Source organism: Yersinia thracica, from assembly GCF_902170565.1.
GTDB classification, from domain to species: domain Bacteria; phylum Pseudomonadota; class Gammaproteobacteria; order Enterobacterales; family Enterobacteriaceae; genus Yersinia; species Yersinia thracica.
The window spans coordinates 89,026-106,820 of sequence record NZ_CABHXX010000069.1; the positions used below are offsets into that span (position 1 = coordinate 89,026).

Below are 17,795 nucleotides of genomic sequence, written 5' to 3' on the forward strand. Positions count from 1 at the left end.
GATGGTCGTCATGTTTAAACGGCTGGTATGCATCCTGCTGCTGCTGGCCAGTTTTGGTACGGCAGCAGCGTGTGATTGGCCCGCATGGCAGCAGTTCAAACAAAACTATATCAGTGAGGGTGGGCGAGTTATCGACCCCAGTAACCCGAGGCAAATAACCACTTCCGAAGGGCAGAGTTACGGCTTGTTTTTTGCTCTGGTAGCCGACGATCGGGAGACATTTGACCGGCTATTAAGTTGGACAGAAAACAACTTATCAGCGGGGGATTTAACCGCCCGCCTGCCTGCCTGGTTATGGGGGCAACGCAATGACCGTAACTGGGATATTTTGGACCCAAACTCAGCTTCGGATGCTGATTTATGGATTGCTTACAGCTTGTTAGAGGCCGGGCGGTTGTGGGATATCCGCCGTTATCAGACCATGGGCACCTTGTTGCTGCAACGCATTGCCAAAGAAGAAGTGGTGAATATTCCGGGCCTCGGTGAAATGTTATTGCCGGGCAAAATTGGCTTTAGTAATGAAGACCGCTGGCGGCTCAACCCGAGCTATTTGCCGCCACAATTGCTGGTGCGTTTTGCTTCTCTGGCGGGGCCGTGGAAAGAGATGGTTGATGTCAATCAGCGGTTGTGGGTGGAAACGGCCCCTCATGGTTTCAGCCCTGATTGGGTGGTGTGGCAAAAGGATAAAGGCTGGCAGCCGGATGAAACCCAGCCGAATCTCGGCAGCTATGACGCGATTCGCAGTTATCTGTGGGCCGGAATGTTGCCCGATGATAGCCCGCAAAAAGCCGCACTCATCCAGCGCTTCCAGCCAATGGCGGAGGTCACCCAGCAACAGGGCATGCCACCGGAGAAAACCGATTCCCTCACTGGCAAAACCAGTGGCGATGGGCCGGTCGGATTTTCGGCAGCATTATTACCGTTTTTAGCCAGCAACCCCGCGCCATTTAATCAGCAGGTGTTTAGCAAGCAACAAAAACGTGTGCAAGATTCACCTCCGGGCGCTGATGCCTACTACAGCGCGGTGCTGACATTGTTTGGTCAGGGATGGGCACAACATCGCTATAGCTTTAATCGTCAGGGGGAACTTCAGCTTTCATGGAACAGTCAATGCGCAACATTAAAATAAACTGGCTATTAAGCTTGGCGTTATTGCCTCAAGCCTTTGTCGGTATGGCGCAGGGGGCTGAAACTGTGTCGCCGACCCAATTTTTACTCGAGCAGGTACGATTGGGGGAGGCGACCAATAAAGACGAATTGGTGAAGCAATCTCTGTATCGCCTAAACATGATGGACCCGAATAATCCGGATGTTATCGCGGCAGGAATTCGCCAGGCGCTACGGCAAGGGAATCTGGCCGAAGCACAAAAACAGTTGGATAAGTTGCAACAATTGGCACCCGACACTGAAGTGTATCGCCGCGCTAAATTGATGTTGGCCATGACAAAACCTGAAGTTCGTCAGCAATTGCAGGAGGCCCGCCTACTGGCAACGGCGGGGCGGGTTGCTGAAGCTAAAGTTAAATATGATCAATTGCTGCAAGGCAATCCACCGACACTGGATCTGGCGGTCGAGTATTGGCGGCTGGTGGCGCGATTACCCGGTCAGGAAGCTCTGGCGACCCAGAAACTCGCCTCTCTGGACCAACAATATCCCGGCAATGTTGCCCTGCGCATGGCGCTGGCGCGTATGTATTTCGGCCAACAAAAGGCCGAGCTTGGCTACGCCATGTTGGAAAAAGTGGCCGCAGACCCTACCGGGGCTTCAGATGCCGCTGATGTGTGGATGGACACCATCAAAGCGATGACCGTCAGCCCGCAAAGTGTTGCTGCATTGACCCATTTTCTTGACGTTTTTTCCACCGGCCCTCAAGTGGATATTGCTCGTAAAGAATTAGCTAATCAGCAGGTTACGCTGGCCGATCCGGCCTATCAGGCGCGGTTAAGCGGGCTGGAAAAAGTCGGCAGTGGCGCAGGGGTGGGCGCCATCCCAGCATTGAAACAAGCATTGGCCGCCTCACCCAATGACCCGGAAATTCTGGGCGCACTGGGCCTGGCGTATGCCCGTGGTGGCTCCCGCGCGCAAGCATTGCGGTTGTTTGAACAGGCGCAAAAATCGGATAAAGACGGCCTGAAAAGTGATAAATGGGCCAGTTTGATCAAAACCAACCGTTACTGGCTGCTGAATGATGCCGGTGATAAGGCGCTGAAAGCCGGTGACACCGCGCTGGCACAGCAAAAATATCAACAAGCGCGGCAAATCGACGGCAGCGACAGTTATGCATTAATTGGTTTGGGTGATGTGGCCGTGGCCCGTCATGATGATAAAAGTGCCGAGCAGCATTATCAGCAGGCATTGCGTCTCGATCCAAGCAACAGCAGCGCGGTGCGCGGGCTTGCTAATATTTATCAGCGGGAATCCCCGCAAAAAGCACTGGATTACCTGAATAATTTGCCACGCAGCCAACAAGCCAAAATGCGCGACACATTAGATAGCTTGCAATTAGAGAGTCTGAAACAGCAAGCCGAAACCTTGGCGGCACAGCAGCAGTGGCAGCAGGCGGCAGAGAAATATCGGCAGGCGCAACAGAGAGCGCCGGACGATGTATGGATAACTTACCGGCTGGCACAAGCAATGGCGCAAGAGGGCCAGACGGCGCAAGCAGATGCACAATTCCGCCAACTGGCCAGCCGTAAACCGGGCGACCCTGAACAGGTCTATGCCTATGCACTTTACCTTTCCAGCACCGGGCGGGATAGTCAGGCATTGGCGCATTTAACCACACTGCCCACGGCGCAATGGAATGATAATATTCGTGAATTAGACCAGCGCTTGAAATTGGGTCAAGTGCTGACCTTGGCGCGTCAATTGCGGGCAAGTGGCGATGAAGCGGGGGCCATCACCGCCTTGCGCCAGCAACCCGCTAATACGCAAATTGACCTGACATTGGCAGATTGGGCGCTGGAGCGCGGCGACTACAGCGTAGCGCTGACGGATTATCAGCATGTCCTGGCGCGTGAACCGCGAAATCCTGATGCGCGTCTGGGTGAGATAGAGGCGTATATCGCCGAGGGCCGCCTCAGTGAGGCGCGTCAGCATTTACAAACTGAGCCACTGACGGGCGACGGGGCCAGCTTAAATACTCAGCGGCGGGTCGCCAATGCCTGGCGCGGCGTGGGCGAGCCACAAAAAGCGGCAGATATTTTCCAGCAGTTAAAACTATTGGCGGCTAAAAAAAACCTAGCGGCTAAAGGCGCGCCATCACAAGATACGGCTTTAGTCTTCCGTGACTCGGCCCATTTAGCGCAATTACAGGGGCAACCGGCCGCCGCTCAGGATGATTTCAAGCAGGCGATGGTGGCCAGCGGCATAGCGCCTAAGCTTCCGGCAGATAATGACAGTTATACTTTACTGACTCGTAATCAAGCCACGGATGATTGGCTCAAACGCGGGATTCGTGCCGATGCTGCGGATTTGTATCGTCAGCAGGATACCCGCGTTACATTGGATCAAGACTATCTGCACTCAAGTGGCACTGAAGGGATTTCAGATCTCAGCGCGTTCAACACCATGCTGCAAGTGGATACTTCGCTGGCTGATGGTCGGATGTTCTTCCGCACCGACACTGTGCATATGGACGCTGGCACCTTTGACAAAAATACCCGTTACAAAGCAGGCACTTGCTACAGAACTGAGATTCCTTGTCAGGCGAATTTACATCAACGGGCCACCGGCACCAGTGTCGCGGTGGGGTGGCAAAATGACAGTTGGGCCACGGATATTGGCACCACGCCGATGGGTTTTGAGGTGGTCGATGTGGTGGGTGGTTTGGCGTACAGCAACAGCTGGAACCATATTGGCTGGACGGCAACGGCTTCGCGGCGGCCGATATCCAACTCATTATTAGCTTTTGCCGGCAGCAAAGACCCCAATACTAATATTACTTGGGGGGGCGTGCGCGCCAGTGGTGTCAGCTTGGGAGCCAGTTATGACCAGGGTGAGGCTAATGGGGTCTGGAGTGACTTGAGTTATCATTATCTTACCGGGAAAAATGTGGCCGATAACCAGCGGCTGCGCTTTATGACCGGCTATTACTACAAGCTAATCAATGAAGATAACCGCCGTCTGACCGTCGGTTTGAATGGCATGTGGTGGCATTACCAAAAAGACCTCAGTGGCTACACGTTGGGTCAGGGCGGGTATTACAGCCCGCAAAAGTATCTGTCACTGGCTATCCCGGTAAACTATCGGGAGCGGACAGATAACTGGTCGTGGGAGTTGGGTGGGTCGCTGTCTGTTTCACACTCCGCGACCCATGATCGGGCGCGTTATCCACTGCAAAATCTGCTCAACAATAGCCTTCAGCCTATCCCCGATCGCGGTGATCCCGATTATGGTGACAGCAGCAATGGCGTGGGTTACACCTTGCGAGCTTTGATTGAGCGCCGCCTGAGTTCGCACTGGACACTGGGGGCTGGAGTGGATATCCAGCAAGCCAAAGATTATACCCCAAGCCATGCGCTGATTTACCTGCGCTACTCTATGGCGGGGTGGCAAGGTGACTTGGATATGCCGCCTCAGCCGTTAGTGCCTTACTCCGACTTTAAGTGACAGCCAGTCGTGCTTCTTTACATAAAAAGCAACTTTACAGTGATAAATAACACTTTGAAGTGGCTTTCCTGATAGGAAAAGACTGAAACCCACGGTATTCTTCCCAACCGGTTATGGTTTCATAAGATAAAATTTCAGGGCGATCGAGTATACTCGGATAGCATCAATGAGTCGCCGCATCACTGTGGCAACCATTTTATTTTATTCAGTCGGAATGGGTGGGAGTGAGTTTGCGGGTAAGGCGTTCGTTAACGATTAAGCAAATGGCGGCGGTGGCAGTTGTTGCCCTGGTCACCATCTGTATTTTTATCGTCATTCAGCTATTCCACTTTGTGCAGCAGCGCAAGGACGATTACGCCACGCAGTTGGAGAGTATCGCCTATTCAGTTCGCCAACCGCTGTCTGCGGCAATCTTGAGTGTCGATATCCCCCAAGCCAAAAATATCCTCAATAATTTACTGCCCATTGGCATTCTTAGCCGTGCCGATGTGATTTTACCTAATCAAATTCAAGTATTACACGCAAACTTCCCCACGGAAAGGCCCGTACCCCGCTGGGCTAAACGCATTTTTTCCCTGCCGGTGCAGGTAACGGTGCCGTTATATTCTCTGGAGCGGGTATCCGCCAATCCACAGCCATTGGCGCATTTGGTGTTACGGGCCGACTCATTTCGCATGTATCAGTTTATCCTCAGCACCTTGTCGGCGATGCTCTCGACTTATTTGCTGCTGGCATTAGTACTCTCGGTATCTCTCGCCTGGTGTATTAATCGCCTGATTATTCACCCACTGCGCGCGGTCGCCAAAGAGCTGGAACAGATTGGTCAGCAAGGGGTACTGAATCACCAACTGACTTTGCCTGCTCATCATCAGGATGATGAACTGGGTATGTTAGTTTACAATTACAATCGCAATCAGCAATTGTTAGCTGAGGCTTATGCGGGTCTGAGCTGTCCGCTGGCGACTGAATTACCTTTGCCAGATAAAACCCCGAAACCCTTGGCGCAGGAAAATGACATTTTGCGGGCGATTAAGAATCGTGATTTTGTCCTGTTTTTACAGCCGCAATGGGATATGGAAGAGCCGCAGATTATTGGTGCTGAAGCATTGCTACGCTGGCGGCAGGCGGATGGCAGCTATCGTCTACCTTCAGAGTTTATCGCGAACGCAGAAGAAAATGGCGCGATGATGCCGCTGGGTCATTGGGTGCTCGAGGAAGCTTGCCGCATTCTGGCTGACTGGAAAGCACAAGGAATCACCTTGTCACTGGCGGTCAATATTTCCGGCTTACAAATTCAATGTGAGAGCATCCTGACGCACCTGCAAACCATTATTAGCCGCTATAACATTGACCCACACCTATTGGTGCTGGAGATTACAGAGACTGCGCGTATTCAGAATCTCGACAAAGCGCTCATGTTATTGCGCGAGTTACAAGGGCTTGGCTTGTCTATCGCCCTGGATGATTTCGGTACCGGGTATTCAAGCTTACAATATCTCAACCACCTGAAAAGCTTGCCGATCAATATCATTAAACTGGATAAAAGCTTTGTGAAGCATTTGCCAGAAGATGATGCGATGGCGCGAATTATTAGCACCATCTCCGACGTGCTGAAACTCCGAGTCATGGCTGAAGGTGTCGAGACGGACGAGCAGCGGCAATGGTTGTTAAAACAGGGTATTCGCTGTGGTCAGGGCTTTTTATTTTCGGAGCCGTTATCCCGCGAGGAGTTTGAAGCCCGCTTTACCCTGCGCCCTTGACGCTACAGCGGTGTTAGCTTCTCTCACTTACCCGAATCACTGACTGCCCGTTGACCTTAAAATAAATAGACTCATCGGGACACATTCGTTTGCTGACTTGCTGTAACGGCAATGGCTGATATTTTGCGGCCCAGTGATGTCAGATCTATGTTAGCTATCATTATTAATAATACCGTGAAGAAAATAGTTGGCCGATATTTTTTTGTCTTATTTGAATAGCTATACAATATAATTCACCATCACGTCAAGACTATTTAATTCGAAAGAAAATCCCTCCGAAATAGCCTTAATCCCTTACTACACCTACGATATAACAAAAAACTTACAGTGCCATTGCATTAGTTAAAACTATTTACTTTGAACCAAATCACATAAATGGATATCAATTTTATTAATTTCGAACTATCAGTCATAGATCTCGGAACTTAGTATCAAAATAAATAGAATGATGTTTCATAAGTGAGATCTATATTTATCATAATAATTAATGTTATTTATTAAAATAAGGTAACTGTAATGAAATTTAAATTACTATCTCTGGCAGTGGCATCACTTATCAGCACCAGCGCAATGGCCGTCACTATTGACTATCGTCATGAAACACAAGATCAAAGTGGTAATAATCACAAAGACCGCTTATTAATGTCGCACCGCTTTGCTAATGGCTTCGGGTTATCTCTGGAAGGCAAGTGGAAAAGCGCCAGTGACAAGGATAAGCCATTCCATGAAGGCGTGAGTAATGGCACTGAAGTGGTTGCCAGCTATGTGTATAAAATTGATAAAACATTCTCCATCGAACCGGGCTTCTCATTAGATTCAAGCTCGAGCGCTAACAGTTATCGCCCTTATTTACGTGGCAAGGCAAATATCGTGGATGATCTCTCTATATCATTACGTTATCGCCCTTATTACAAGCGCACCAGCGCCAATATTAATACAAAAAAAGACACGACTGAAAATGGTTATAACCTGACGAGTGTTCTCAGTTATAAAATCAACAAAGAATTCCAATTAGACTACGAGCTGGATTACAAACAAGCGAATAAAGCCGGTGTCATTCTAGCGGATAACGAAAATTACGATTGGACCCATGATTTCAAATTGACGTATAAGTGGGATAAGAACTGGTCCCCTTATATGGCTATTGGTAATGTCTCTGGCAGTAAAAATACCGATGAACGCCAAACTCGTTATCGCGTAGGCGTCAAATACAGTTTCTGATCTATTACTGAAGTCATTACATTCTGACCTTTGGGGTCACACCTCGCTATAACGATTTTTGACAGGTAACGAAGTCATGAAAAAAAGAGCGTTATTTTTGAGTATGGCAGCGCTAGCCACGCTGTATATTCCTGCCGGACAGGCCGCGGATACCGATCGCCTGACGGTGGTAAAACAGTATGTCGATAATGTGTTAAATAAGGCATCCGATACTTATCACGGTGATAAACCAAGCCCGCTATTGGCGGATGGTGTTGACCCCCGCACCGGACAGCAACTGGAATGGATATTCCCTGATGGCCGCCGGGCAGTATTATCAAATTTCTCAGCACAACAAAATCTCATGCGCGTGATGAGTGGGTTGAGCCAGCTGAGTGGAGATCCCCGCTATCAGAAGCGCGCTGAAGATATTGTTCGCTATCACTTCCAGAATTATCAAGACCCAAGTGGCTTGCTGTATTGGGGCGGCCACCGGTTTGTTGATCTGAAAACTCTTCAACCGGAAGGGCCAAGCGAAAAAGAGATGGTGCACGAGCTGAAAAATGCTTATCCCTATTATGATCTGATGTTTAACGTCGACAGTGATGCAACAGCGCGGTTTATTCGCGGCTTTTGGAATGCCCATGTTTATGATTGGCGCATTCTTGAAACTAGCCGCCACGGTGAATATGGCAAATCGATGGGCGCACTGTGGGAAAGCAAATTTGAGCAGCAGCCACCTTTCTTTGCTACCAAAGGGCTGAGTTTCCTCAATGCGGGCAATGACCTGATTTATTCTGCGTCCTTACTCTACAAACACCAACAAGAACCCGGCGCATTGGTTTGGGCTAAGCGCTTGGCCGATCAGTATGTTTTGCCGCGTGATGCCAAAACGGGCCTTGGTGTTTATCAGTTTACTCAAGCTCTGAAACGCGAAGAGCCAACGGATGATGCCGATACCCATTCCAAATTTGGCGATCGCGCTCAGCGCCAATTTGGGCCGGAGTTCGGCCCGGCAGCATTGGAAGGCAATATGATGCTCAAAGGGCGCACCAGCACCCTTTATTCTGAAAATGCCTTGATGCAGTTGCAGTTGGGCAAAGATTTGGGGCCTCAGGGCCAGGATTTATTGAAGTGGACGGTGGATGGTCTGAAAGCATTTGCTCAATATGCCTATAATGATCAAGACAATACCTTCCGCCCGATGATGGCCAACGGGCAGGATTTATCAAATTACACCCTCCCGCGTGATGGTTATTACGGTAAAAAAGGCACGGTGATCAAACCATACAAAGCAGGTAATGAATTTCTGATTTCTTATGCGCGTGCTTATGCTATCGACAATGATCCATTACTGTGGAAAGTTGCCCGTGGTATTGCTAATGACCAAGGACTGGGCGATATCGGTACTGCGCCGGGGAAAGATGTCAAAGTGAAAATGGATACCACCAACAGTGATCCTTACGCTTTGTTTGCTTTGTTGGATCTTTACCAGGCCAGCCAGGTCGCAGATTATCGGCTACTGGCAGAGAAAATCGGCGATAACATCATTAAAACGCGTTATATCGACGGCTTCTTCATGGCTTCTCCTGACCGCCAATATGCCGATGTTGATGCCATAGAACCTTACGCTCTGCTGGCTCTGGAAGCATCATTGCGCAATAAACCCCAGGCAGTGGCACCTTTCCTGAATGGTGCGGGCTTTACTGAGGGGGCTTATAGAATGAACGATGGTTCGGCGCGAATTTCAACTCGTGATAATGAACTGTTCTTGCTCAATGTGGGCGAGAAGCTACAACCGAACGGCCGTAAATAGTCCCGACAGTGGCCCGTGCTGGGGCCGCTGTTGGTAAAAAGTGCCGAGCAGCGGCTTCCCAGGGCTTGCTTGCCCGGCGCTTTTACCCACGGGTTTTCATCGTCGTGCTAAACCGCCCCCTTGCTTCACCCAAAAGGGGGCTATCGCCTACTCAATATTCTGCTCAAAAATCATTCATTCTTTGTATACCCCACAGCCGTAAATTGCTTCTTTTTTATCCTTTCTCATTGCTAATCATTTTGGGTTAATTGTCTGGTTGATATGACAGTATTCCGGTTGTTGCTGCCGCTTGAAGCGTTTCAGTTCTTAATTTCGCATTTAGGGTGCAATCCAGTGCAACTAATAATTTCCATATTGTTATGAGGGTGTTATTTTCCGCGCAAGCACGGATAAAAAAGAAGTGTCACTCAATTATCACAGAGAGCAAAGCGACAGGCTGCCGTGTATTACTCCAAAAGGACATAGTTATGAAAGCTTCAGTATTTAAAAGTCTTTATTTTCAGGTGTTAACGGCGATTACTTTGGGCGTGTTACTGGGGCATTTCTACCCGGAACTCGGTGCTCAGATGAAACCTCTGGGTGATGGATTTGTTAAACTAATTAAAATGATTATCGCACCCGTGATTTTTTGTACTGTTGTGACCGGTATCGCGGGGATGGAAAGTATGAAAGCCGTGGGCCGCACTGGTGCCATTGCGCTGCTCTATTTTGAGATTGTCAGTACCATTGCGCTACTGATTGGTTTGGTGATTGTTAACGTGGTGCAACCCGGTGCTGGTATGAATATCGACCCGGCGACACTGGATGCAAAGGCGGTTGCACTTTATGCTGAACAAGCTTCGCAGCAAGGGATTGTGCCATTCTTGCTGGATATCATTCCCGGCAGCGTAGTCGGCGCTTTTGCCAGCGGCAATATTCTGCAAGTCCTGCTGTTTGCTGTGCTGTTCGGTTTTGCCCTGCATCGCCTGGGTGAAAAAGGTCAGATTATCTTTAATGTTATCGAGAGTTTCTCCCGCGTTATCTTCGGCATCATCAATATGATCATGCGCCTGGCACCTCTCGGGGCTTTCGGGGCCATGGCCTTTACCATCGGTAAATATGGCGTGGGTAGCTTGGTGCAACTGGGCCAGCTCATTATCTGCTTCTATATTACCTGCGTGTTGTTTGTGGTGGTCGTGCTGGGGTCCATTGCGAAATTCAATGGTTTTAATATCTTCAAATTCATCCGCTACATAAAAGAAGAATTGCTGATCGTGCTTGGGACATCCTCCTCGGAGTCTGTGCTACCGCGCATGCTGGATAAGATGGAGAAAGCCGGGTGTAAGAAGTCCGTGGTGGGCTTGGTTATTCCGACCGGTTACTCGTTTAACCTAGACGGCACCTCTATTTACTTGACCATGGCGGCGGTATTTATTGCTCAGGCAACCAATACCCAAATGGATGTTATCCATCAGGTTACCTTACTGGTGGTGTTGTTGCTCTCCTCAAAAGGCGCGGCTGGGGTCACGGGCAGTGGCTTTATTGTCTTGGCCGCCACCATTTCTGCGGTTGGGCATTTACCATTAGCAGGTTTGGCGCTGATTCTGGGTATCGACCGCTTTATGTCTGAAGCCCGTGCGCTGACCAATCTGGTGGGTAATGGGGTTGCAACTATCGTGGTAGCGAAGTGGTGCAACCAATTGGATAACGACCAACTGCAAGCGGTGTTATCAAACAAAACCTTACCGAATAATGAGATAAAGAACAGCATTTCTCCGTCTTAATACCCTGCTAACTCTCTATACTCGAAAAACTACCGGTGGCGAATCGTCACCGGTAGCACCTCTTAATTATGCCCCTCGATAGTCTTTCTTGTGTAAATTACCATTTAGATACTATTTTTTACTCTGATGAGTGACATCGGCAAAAGCACGCGGTCTAACAGAATGGTACACTCCCAGTTCCAGTTTTTACGCGAGTGATAACCGTTGATTTTTCGCCCAATAATGACGGCATAACGATGCGTGTTTGAAAGCTGGACTTATTTATTCATGTTTCCATGATTACCCTATTGTATGACGCCGGTATGTTACTCATTGGCGGTTGGCGTGAAAGCACAGATGGCTGACATGAATGACATGACGTTGCATCGTTTTAACATTGGATAGTTTATTAAGTAGGGGTTCACATGCAGGGCACCAGAATTCGTCTCATAGTTGGTGGGTTATTGCTGGCTGCCGCCAGTAGTAATGTGCAGGCTGAAGCACTACAACCCGATCCTGCCTGGCAGCAGGGGAAATTAGAAAACGGGTTTTCATGGCAGTTGTTGGCAACGCCACAGCGCCCTAGCGACCGGGTCGAGTTACGTCTGGTAGTTAATACAGGCTCATTAGCTGAGAGTGCGCCGCAAATTGGCTTTGCCCATTTGTTACCGCGCCTGGCATTAATGAGTAGCGCGAGTTTTACTCCTGCCCAACTTCAGTCGCTATGGCAACAAGGGGTCGATAAAGATCGTCCGTTGCCACCGGCTATTACATCTTATGATTTCACCTTATATAGCTTGAGCTTGCCCAATAACCGCCCTGATTTGCTGAAAGAAGCTTTGGCGTGGTTATCCGATACCAGTGGCAAGCTAGCTATCAGTGAACAGACCGTCAACGCGGCGTTGAATAGTGCTACCGATCCTATTGCTACGTTCCCGCAAAATATTCAGGAACCTTGGTGGCGTTATCGGCTAAAAGGCTCTTCTCTGATGGGGCATGATCCCGGTCAGCCAGTGGCAAAACCGGTAGATATTGAGAAGCTAAAACAGTTTTATCAGCAATGGTATACCCCGGATGCCATGACATTGTATGTCGTGGGGAATGTCGATAGCCGCAGTATTGCCGCCCAAATCGGCAAAACATTCTCTGAGTTGAAAGGAAAGCGGGCGACGCCAGCACCTGTTGCGATGTTAGCGCCGCTGCCGCCAGAGCCGGTGAGCTTGATGAATGAGCAGGCGACGCAAGACACATTATCACTGATGTGGGATACCCCTTGGCATCCGATCCAGGATTCTATTGCGTTAAGCCGTTACTGGCGCAGTGATTTAGCCCGTGAGGCATTGTTCTGGCATATTCAGCAAGTGCTGGAAAAAAGTGATCAAAAGAACCTGAAATTGGGCTTTGATTGCCGGGTGCAATATCAGCGCGCTCAATGTGCCATTCATTTGAATACGCCAGCTGAAAACCTGACCGCGGGCATGAATTTTATTGCGCGCGAACTGGCGAACTTACGCGCCAATGGCCTGAGTCAGGCAGAATTTGATGCTTTAATGGTGCAGAAAAACGATCAGCTCAGTAAGTTGTTTGCCACTTATGCTCGCACAGATACGGATATTCTGATGAGCCAACGGCTGCGTTCACAGCAAAGTGGTGTGGTGGATATCGCCCCGGAGCAGTATCAGAAGCTACGACAGGCTTTCTTGTCAGGTCTGACTTTGACGGTACTGAATCAGGAATTGAAGCAGCAATTATCGCAAGACACCACGCTGATTCTGACGCAGCCAAAAGGCGAGCCGGAAGTGAATGTGAAAGCATTGCAGGATGCGTATAACGCAATTATGACGCCACATACCGTGGTGCCAGAAGATGCAGCACCTGCCGCAGCTGGTGCTGCTGAAGCCGCGCCCGCGATACCCACAACAGCGCAATAAGCAAAATATTGCGTCGTTATGAATAAGCCCGGACATTGTGTTCGGGCTTCAGTAACCGAAGGGGTTACCGCACCTAGGGGCGCTCCGGTCGCTTACGCGACTACGACCCCAACGGCACGCTTCCCCTTCATTCTGATTTCTGGCGATAAATATTATCAATCACACCGCTGGCATTGCCGCCAGAGGAATGATTGCGCCACGATATTGAATCACGGTGCTGGCGGTTAAGTGCCCTCGCACGGCTGCGTCATGCGCACTGCCACCGGTCAGGCGAACCGCCAGATAACCGGCACTGAACGAATCCCCGGCCGCTGTGGTATCGACCACTTTCTCTTTCGGCAGTTTAACCGCCGGAACATCATACTGGTGGGCTTCAAAGCCCTCTTTCACCCAGACGATGCAGGAGTCCGCGCCGCGTTTGATAATAATCTCACTGACACCTAAATCTTGAGTGCGCTCAATCACTTGCTCTAGTGGCGTCTCGCCCCACAGCATATCTTCATCGTCCAATGTCAGGAAGGCGATATCCGTGCAGGCCAACATGTCGCGATAGGCTTCTTGTGTCTCTTCTTTGCTCTGCCACAGGCGAGGGCGGTAATTGTTATCAAAGATAACTTTGCCCCCGTTAGCACGGCAGGCGCGCAGCAATGTCAGCAAACGCTGGCGAGAAGCACTGTCGAGGATCGCCAGGCTGATGCCGCTGAGATACAGATAATCAAATTTTTCAAGGCGTTGGCAGATCTCATCCGCCTGTGGGCTGGTCAGCCAAAAACGTGCGGCGGCATCATTACGCCAATAATAGAAAGTGCGCTCACCGGTGCTATCCGTTTCAATGACATACAGCCCCGGCAATTTATTATCCAGACGCTGAATGAGAGAGGTGTCGATGTTCTCTTGCTGCCAGGCGGTCAGCATCTCGTTACTGAAACTGTCAGTCCCCAGCGCCGTGACGTAATGTACATTCAAGCTCTGTTTGGACACCTGACGGGCAACATACACCGCAGTATTCAGCGTGTCGCCGCCAAAGCCCCGGCTGAGGTCGGAACCTTTTTGTGACAGTTCAATCATGCATTCGCCGATAACGGCAATATTTTTGCTGGTCATGGAAAGCTGGCCTGTGAGTCAATAATGGAGATGAGGTTAGTCTCACTGCTGGCTTAGTCGGAGTCAATAGTATTAAAACGATGTTTTAAATTTTTTATGATGTAAGTCGGGAAACTGATAAGTTTCCCGCTATTTTGCACACAGTTATGATCCTGAAAACCATTATTCTAAAAACAATTAGGATGACTTTCGCAGGTCGGTCACACTGTGGCCGCCAATCCCCCAGTTATCGGTATCGACTTCATCAATCACGACTACGGTCGTGGCCGGATTTTTACCCAAAGTGTCGACTAATAGCTGGGTGACACCGGCGATCAGCTGTTTTTTCTGCGCCGCCGTCGCCCCTTCGCGCGTAATTTTAATATTGACGTAAGGCATATTCATCTCCATTAAGTTCTATGGCATTGATTAACAACTATAGATGGCTTAAATGTGCTGCACCAGCCTGCTTAGGAGGAATAATCTATCATGCTGCTATATAAAGTTCTGGTCGCCTGAGTCGATAACATCTTCAGAAGAAAAACCGTTTATCACCGGGTGTCCCCAGTTGTCGGCAATCCCCATCGCCGTAGCTGTTTGGTGCCCTAAAATATGGCGACTAAACTGATGATGACCAATAAAATATCAGGTTTACTTGCGCCATCCTTTGCCGCCATTGATCGAAATAAAGGACAAAGCTTCTGGCGGCAATGTCAGCGTCGGTATACTTTTCAACCTATCTATCGTACCTCTGGTGCGCTGCTGGCTATCGAGTTGCTTACGGCGGTTTTTCATCCCTCATCACCGGACACCCGCTTGAATCCGGAAGATTATTTTAGTGCCATTAGTATCCGCGCCCGTTTGGATGTGGTGCTCGAGCAGTTGAGTATGGTTAAGCAGTGGCATGAGATATTTGTGCATCACTCGGTGTTGGTCTCAATCAATATTGATGGTCAGGCGCTAATGGCCATGCAGGATGACCAGCAGGCTAAGGTGCTAATCGATGCTATGCCTTACATTCGTTTTGAATTGCTGGAGCATGTCGACACCTCTCTTGATACCCCCTTTGCACGTATTGCCGAAGCAGACCGGTTATGGCTGGATGATTTTGGTAGCGGGCTAGCGAATTTCACCTCATTCATTAGTTGGCGCTATGAGTACATCAAAGTTGCCCGAGACTTGTTTATCGTGTTGCAAGAAAGTGATGTCGGGAATCAGCTGTTTTTCAAACTGGTGACCTTGATGGGCAGCTATAGCAAAGGGGTGATTGTTGAAGGGGTGGAAACCTCACAAGAATGGGCGATGGTGCAGCAGTCTGATGCCGTTGCCGCGCAAGGTTATTATCTCTCCCGACCGACGTCATTTGACCGTTTACAGTCCCTCCCAATGCTGTTCTGTGGCTAATCTTTAGGGTTAATAAATGCCCATTCCCCTCCTCTAACCCGCCTTCCTGCGCCATTCTCGACTATGGTTAAAGTGGTTTTTTAATTTAAGATAGTGAGTATTGGCATGGAGCTGTTATGACCAAAACCGGAAAAGTGCTGACGGGCATTGGCGGGGGTATTGTGCTGCTGCTGGCCGCTGTCATCGTGTTTATGATGACTTTCGACTGGAATCGCCTAAAGCCAACTATTAATGAAAAAGTCTCGGCTGAATTGCAGCGGCCTTTCGCTATTCGTGGCAATCTCGGGGTGGACTGGTCACGTAAAAGTGATGAGCCGGGCTGGCGCGGTTGGGTGCCGTGGCCAAATATTCATGCTGAAGATTTGGTGCTGGGTAATCCGCCAAATTTAGTCGGTGATAAAACCGTGGATAAGGCCAATTCCGCTGCAGGCAAAGCGGAATCCACCGCATTACCTGCCGGGGAAATGGTCACTTTAAAACGGGTCGATGCCAGCATTGCGCCGTTGGCATTACTGGCGAAAGAGGTTTGGATACCGCGTATCTGGCTGACCCAGCCGGATGCCCACTTGCTGCGGCTGGCGAATGGCGAGAATAACTGGACATTTAATCTGGCGAATAGCGCTGCGGATGATAAGAGCGCCGCGTCTGATTGGTCGGTTAATATTGATGATATTGTCTTTGATCGCGGCCAGATAAACCTGAAAGATGCGGTGCTGAAAGCCGACTTGCAGGCGGTGATTGATCCGCTGGGTAAGCCATTGCCGTTTGCTGAAGTGAGCGGCGCACGTAATGAGAAAAAAGATAAGCAACCGGCTGAAAAGGCAGAGAATAATGCGGCTGATTTTATCTTTGGCTGGAAAATTGACGGTCAGTATCAGGGCCAGCCTTTAACCGGCAGTGGCAAAATTGGCGGCATGTTGTCGATGAATGACGCCAGCACCCCCTTCCCTTTGCAGGCGGATGTCCGCTCTGGCACGACCCGAGTGGCGGTGGCGGGCACATTGACGGACCCCGGAAATTTGGCGGGGTTGGATCTGCAATTGAAATTATCCGGCGCCAGTTTGGATAATCTCTATCCGCTACTGGGCGTGTTATTGCCGGCAACCCCCCCTTACAACACTGATGGCCGCTTAATCGCGAGTCTCAAGCAGGCCGGTGGGGCGGTTTATCGCTACGAAAACTTTAACGGTAAAATTGGCGACAGTGATATTCATGGCAACCTGGCCTATACCGCCAGCCAGCCGCGGCCCAAATTAACCGGCAACATGTCATCGGAAAAATTACGTTTTGCTGACTTATCGCCTTTGATCGGGGCGGATTCCAATCAGGAAAAAGCCAATCGCGGTGAGCGCAGCCGACAACCCAGTAATAAGGTATTGCCGACTGAAAAATTTGATACTAAAAGCTGGGGCGTGATGGATGCTGATGTCACCTATGCAGCTAAACGTATCGATCGGGATAAATCATCGCCATTAACCGACCTGTCGACGCACGTGGTGCTCAATAATGGTGAGTTGCTGCTCGACCCGCTGCGATTTGGCATGGCGGGGGGGAATCTCAATGCTACTCTGCGGCTGAATGGCAATAAAAACCCTATGCAGGGTAAGGTTGATTTACATGCCCGCCGTTTGCAGCTAAAAGAGCTATTGCCGCAGGTGCAGGCGATGCGCAACAGCTTGGGGCAATTGAATGGCGATGCATCATTTACCGCCAGCGGCAACTCGGTTGCAGCTCTGTTGGCAACCAGTAATGGTCATCTGCGCTTGTTACTCAATCAGGGGTTAATCAGCCGCAGCTTGATGGAGTTACTCGGCCTGAATGTCGGTAACTATTTGGTGGCGAAGCTGTTTGGTGACGATGAGGTTAAAATTAACTGCGCGGTGGCTGATGTTCAGTTACGCAATGGTTTGGCGACGCCACGGCTGTTTGTGATTGATACTGAGAATGCCATTATCAACATTAGCGGAAATATCAATTTTGCTACCGAGCGGCTGGATTTATCCATTGATCCGGAAAGCAAAGGGCTACGAATTTTAACCCTGCGCTCTCCGCTGTATGTGAAAGGCACATTTAAACAGCCGGATGCGGGAGTCAAAGCCGGGCCTTTGTTGGCCCGTGGCGCGGTTGCTGCGGTGTTAGGTGTGGCTCTCACTCCTGCCGCGGCATTACTGGCACTGATTTCCCCCAGTGAAGCTGAAGAAAATCAGTGCACGCCATTACTGCAAAAAATGAAACAAAAGAAATAGCG

Annotated in this window: 11 protein-coding genes; 9 read left to right on the plus strand and 2 right to left on the minus strand. The window is 49.8% G+C overall.

Annotated features, from left to right (window positions below):
- Position 1 precedes the first annotated feature (1 nt).
- The 7 genes from bcsZ (at position 2) to FTA91_RS08525 (ending at position 13,060) form a co-directional block, all read left to right on the plus strand.
- Entirely contained in the window at positions 2-1,129 is a 1,128-nt protein-coding gene (gene bcsZ, locus FTA91_RS08495) for a cellulose synthase complex periplasmic endoglucanase BcsZ (protein WP_050112461.1), read from the plus strand.
- Positions 1,111-4,611 (plus strand): cellulose synthase complex outer membrane protein BcsC, encoded by a 3,501-nt coding sequence (gene bcsC / locus FTA91_RS08500; RefSeq protein WP_145583180.1) that lies wholly within the window; start codon positions 1,111-1,113, stop codon positions 4,609-4,611. Before bcsZ ends, bcsC begins: the two co-directional genes overlap by 19 nt.
- Positions 4,612-4,841: 230 nt before the next feature.
- A complete protein-coding gene (locus tag FTA91_RS08505) occupies positions 4,842-6,371 on the plus strand; it encodes an EAL domain-containing protein (RefSeq protein ID WP_072082411.1) in 1,530 nt (509 codons plus the stop codon).
- A 516-nt stretch (positions 6,372-6,887) separates the two neighbouring features.
- Complete coding sequence (locus FTA91_RS08510) at positions 6,888-7,592, plus strand: oligogalacturonate-specific porin KdgM family protein (protein ID WP_050112113.1); 705 nt, start codon at positions 6,888-6,890, stop codon at positions 7,590-7,592.
- Between the two features lie 76 nt (positions 7,593-7,668).
- On the plus strand, positions 7,669-9,387 hold the full coding sequence (locus FTA91_RS08515) for a pectate lyase (RefSeq protein WP_050112112.1): 1,719 nt from the start codon (positions 7,669-7,671) through the stop codon (positions 9,385-9,387).
- 467 nt (positions 9,388-9,854) lie between these two features.
- Complete coding sequence (locus FTA91_RS08520; protein WP_050112111.1) at positions 9,855-11,150, plus strand: dicarboxylate/amino acid:cation symporter; 1,296 nt, start codon at positions 9,855-9,857, stop codon at positions 11,148-11,150.
- Between the two features lie 404 nt (positions 11,151-11,554).
- Positions 11,555-13,060 carry a M16 family metallopeptidase gene (locus FTA91_RS08525; protein WP_050112110.1) on the plus strand — a complete coding sequence of 502 codons (1,506 nt, stop codon included), beginning with the start codon at positions 11,555-11,557 and terminating at the stop codon, positions 13,058-13,060.
- 159 nt (positions 13,061-13,219) lie between these two features.
- On the opposite strand, the gene kdgK is transcribed toward FTA91_RS08525, so the two are convergent.
- Together kdgK and FTA91_RS08540 are read right to left on the minus strand one after the other, a co-directional pair.
- Complete coding sequence (gene kdgK / locus FTA91_RS08535; protein WP_050112109.1) at positions 13,220-14,164, minus strand: 2-dehydro-3-deoxygluconokinase; 945 nt, start codon at positions 14,162-14,164, stop codon at positions 13,220-13,222.
- Between the two features lie 177 nt (positions 14,165-14,341).
- Positions 14,342-14,542, minus strand: a complete 201-nt coding sequence (locus FTA91_RS08540; RefSeq protein ID WP_050112108.1) for a 2-hydroxymuconate tautomerase family protein — start codon at positions 14,540-14,542, stop codon at positions 14,342-14,344.
- Between the two features lie 213 nt (positions 14,543-14,755).
- On the opposite strand from FTA91_RS08540, the gene pdeH reads away from it, so the two are divergent.
- Together pdeH and FTA91_RS08550 are read left to right on the plus strand one after the other, a co-directional pair.
- Positions 14,756-15,547, plus strand: coding sequence for a cyclic-guanylate-specific phosphodiesterase (gene pdeH / locus FTA91_RS08545; protein ID WP_050112107.1), 792 nt, complete (start codon positions 14,756-14,758; stop codon positions 15,545-15,547).
- A gap of 116 nt (positions 15,548-15,663) precedes the next feature.
- The gene (locus FTA91_RS08550; RefSeq protein ID WP_050112106.1) at positions 15,664-17,793 is read left to right on the plus strand and encodes an AsmA family protein; all 2,130 of its coding nucleotides are present in this window, start codon (positions 15,664-15,666) and stop codon (positions 17,791-17,793) included.
- Positions 17,794-17,795 lie beyond the last annotated feature (2 nt).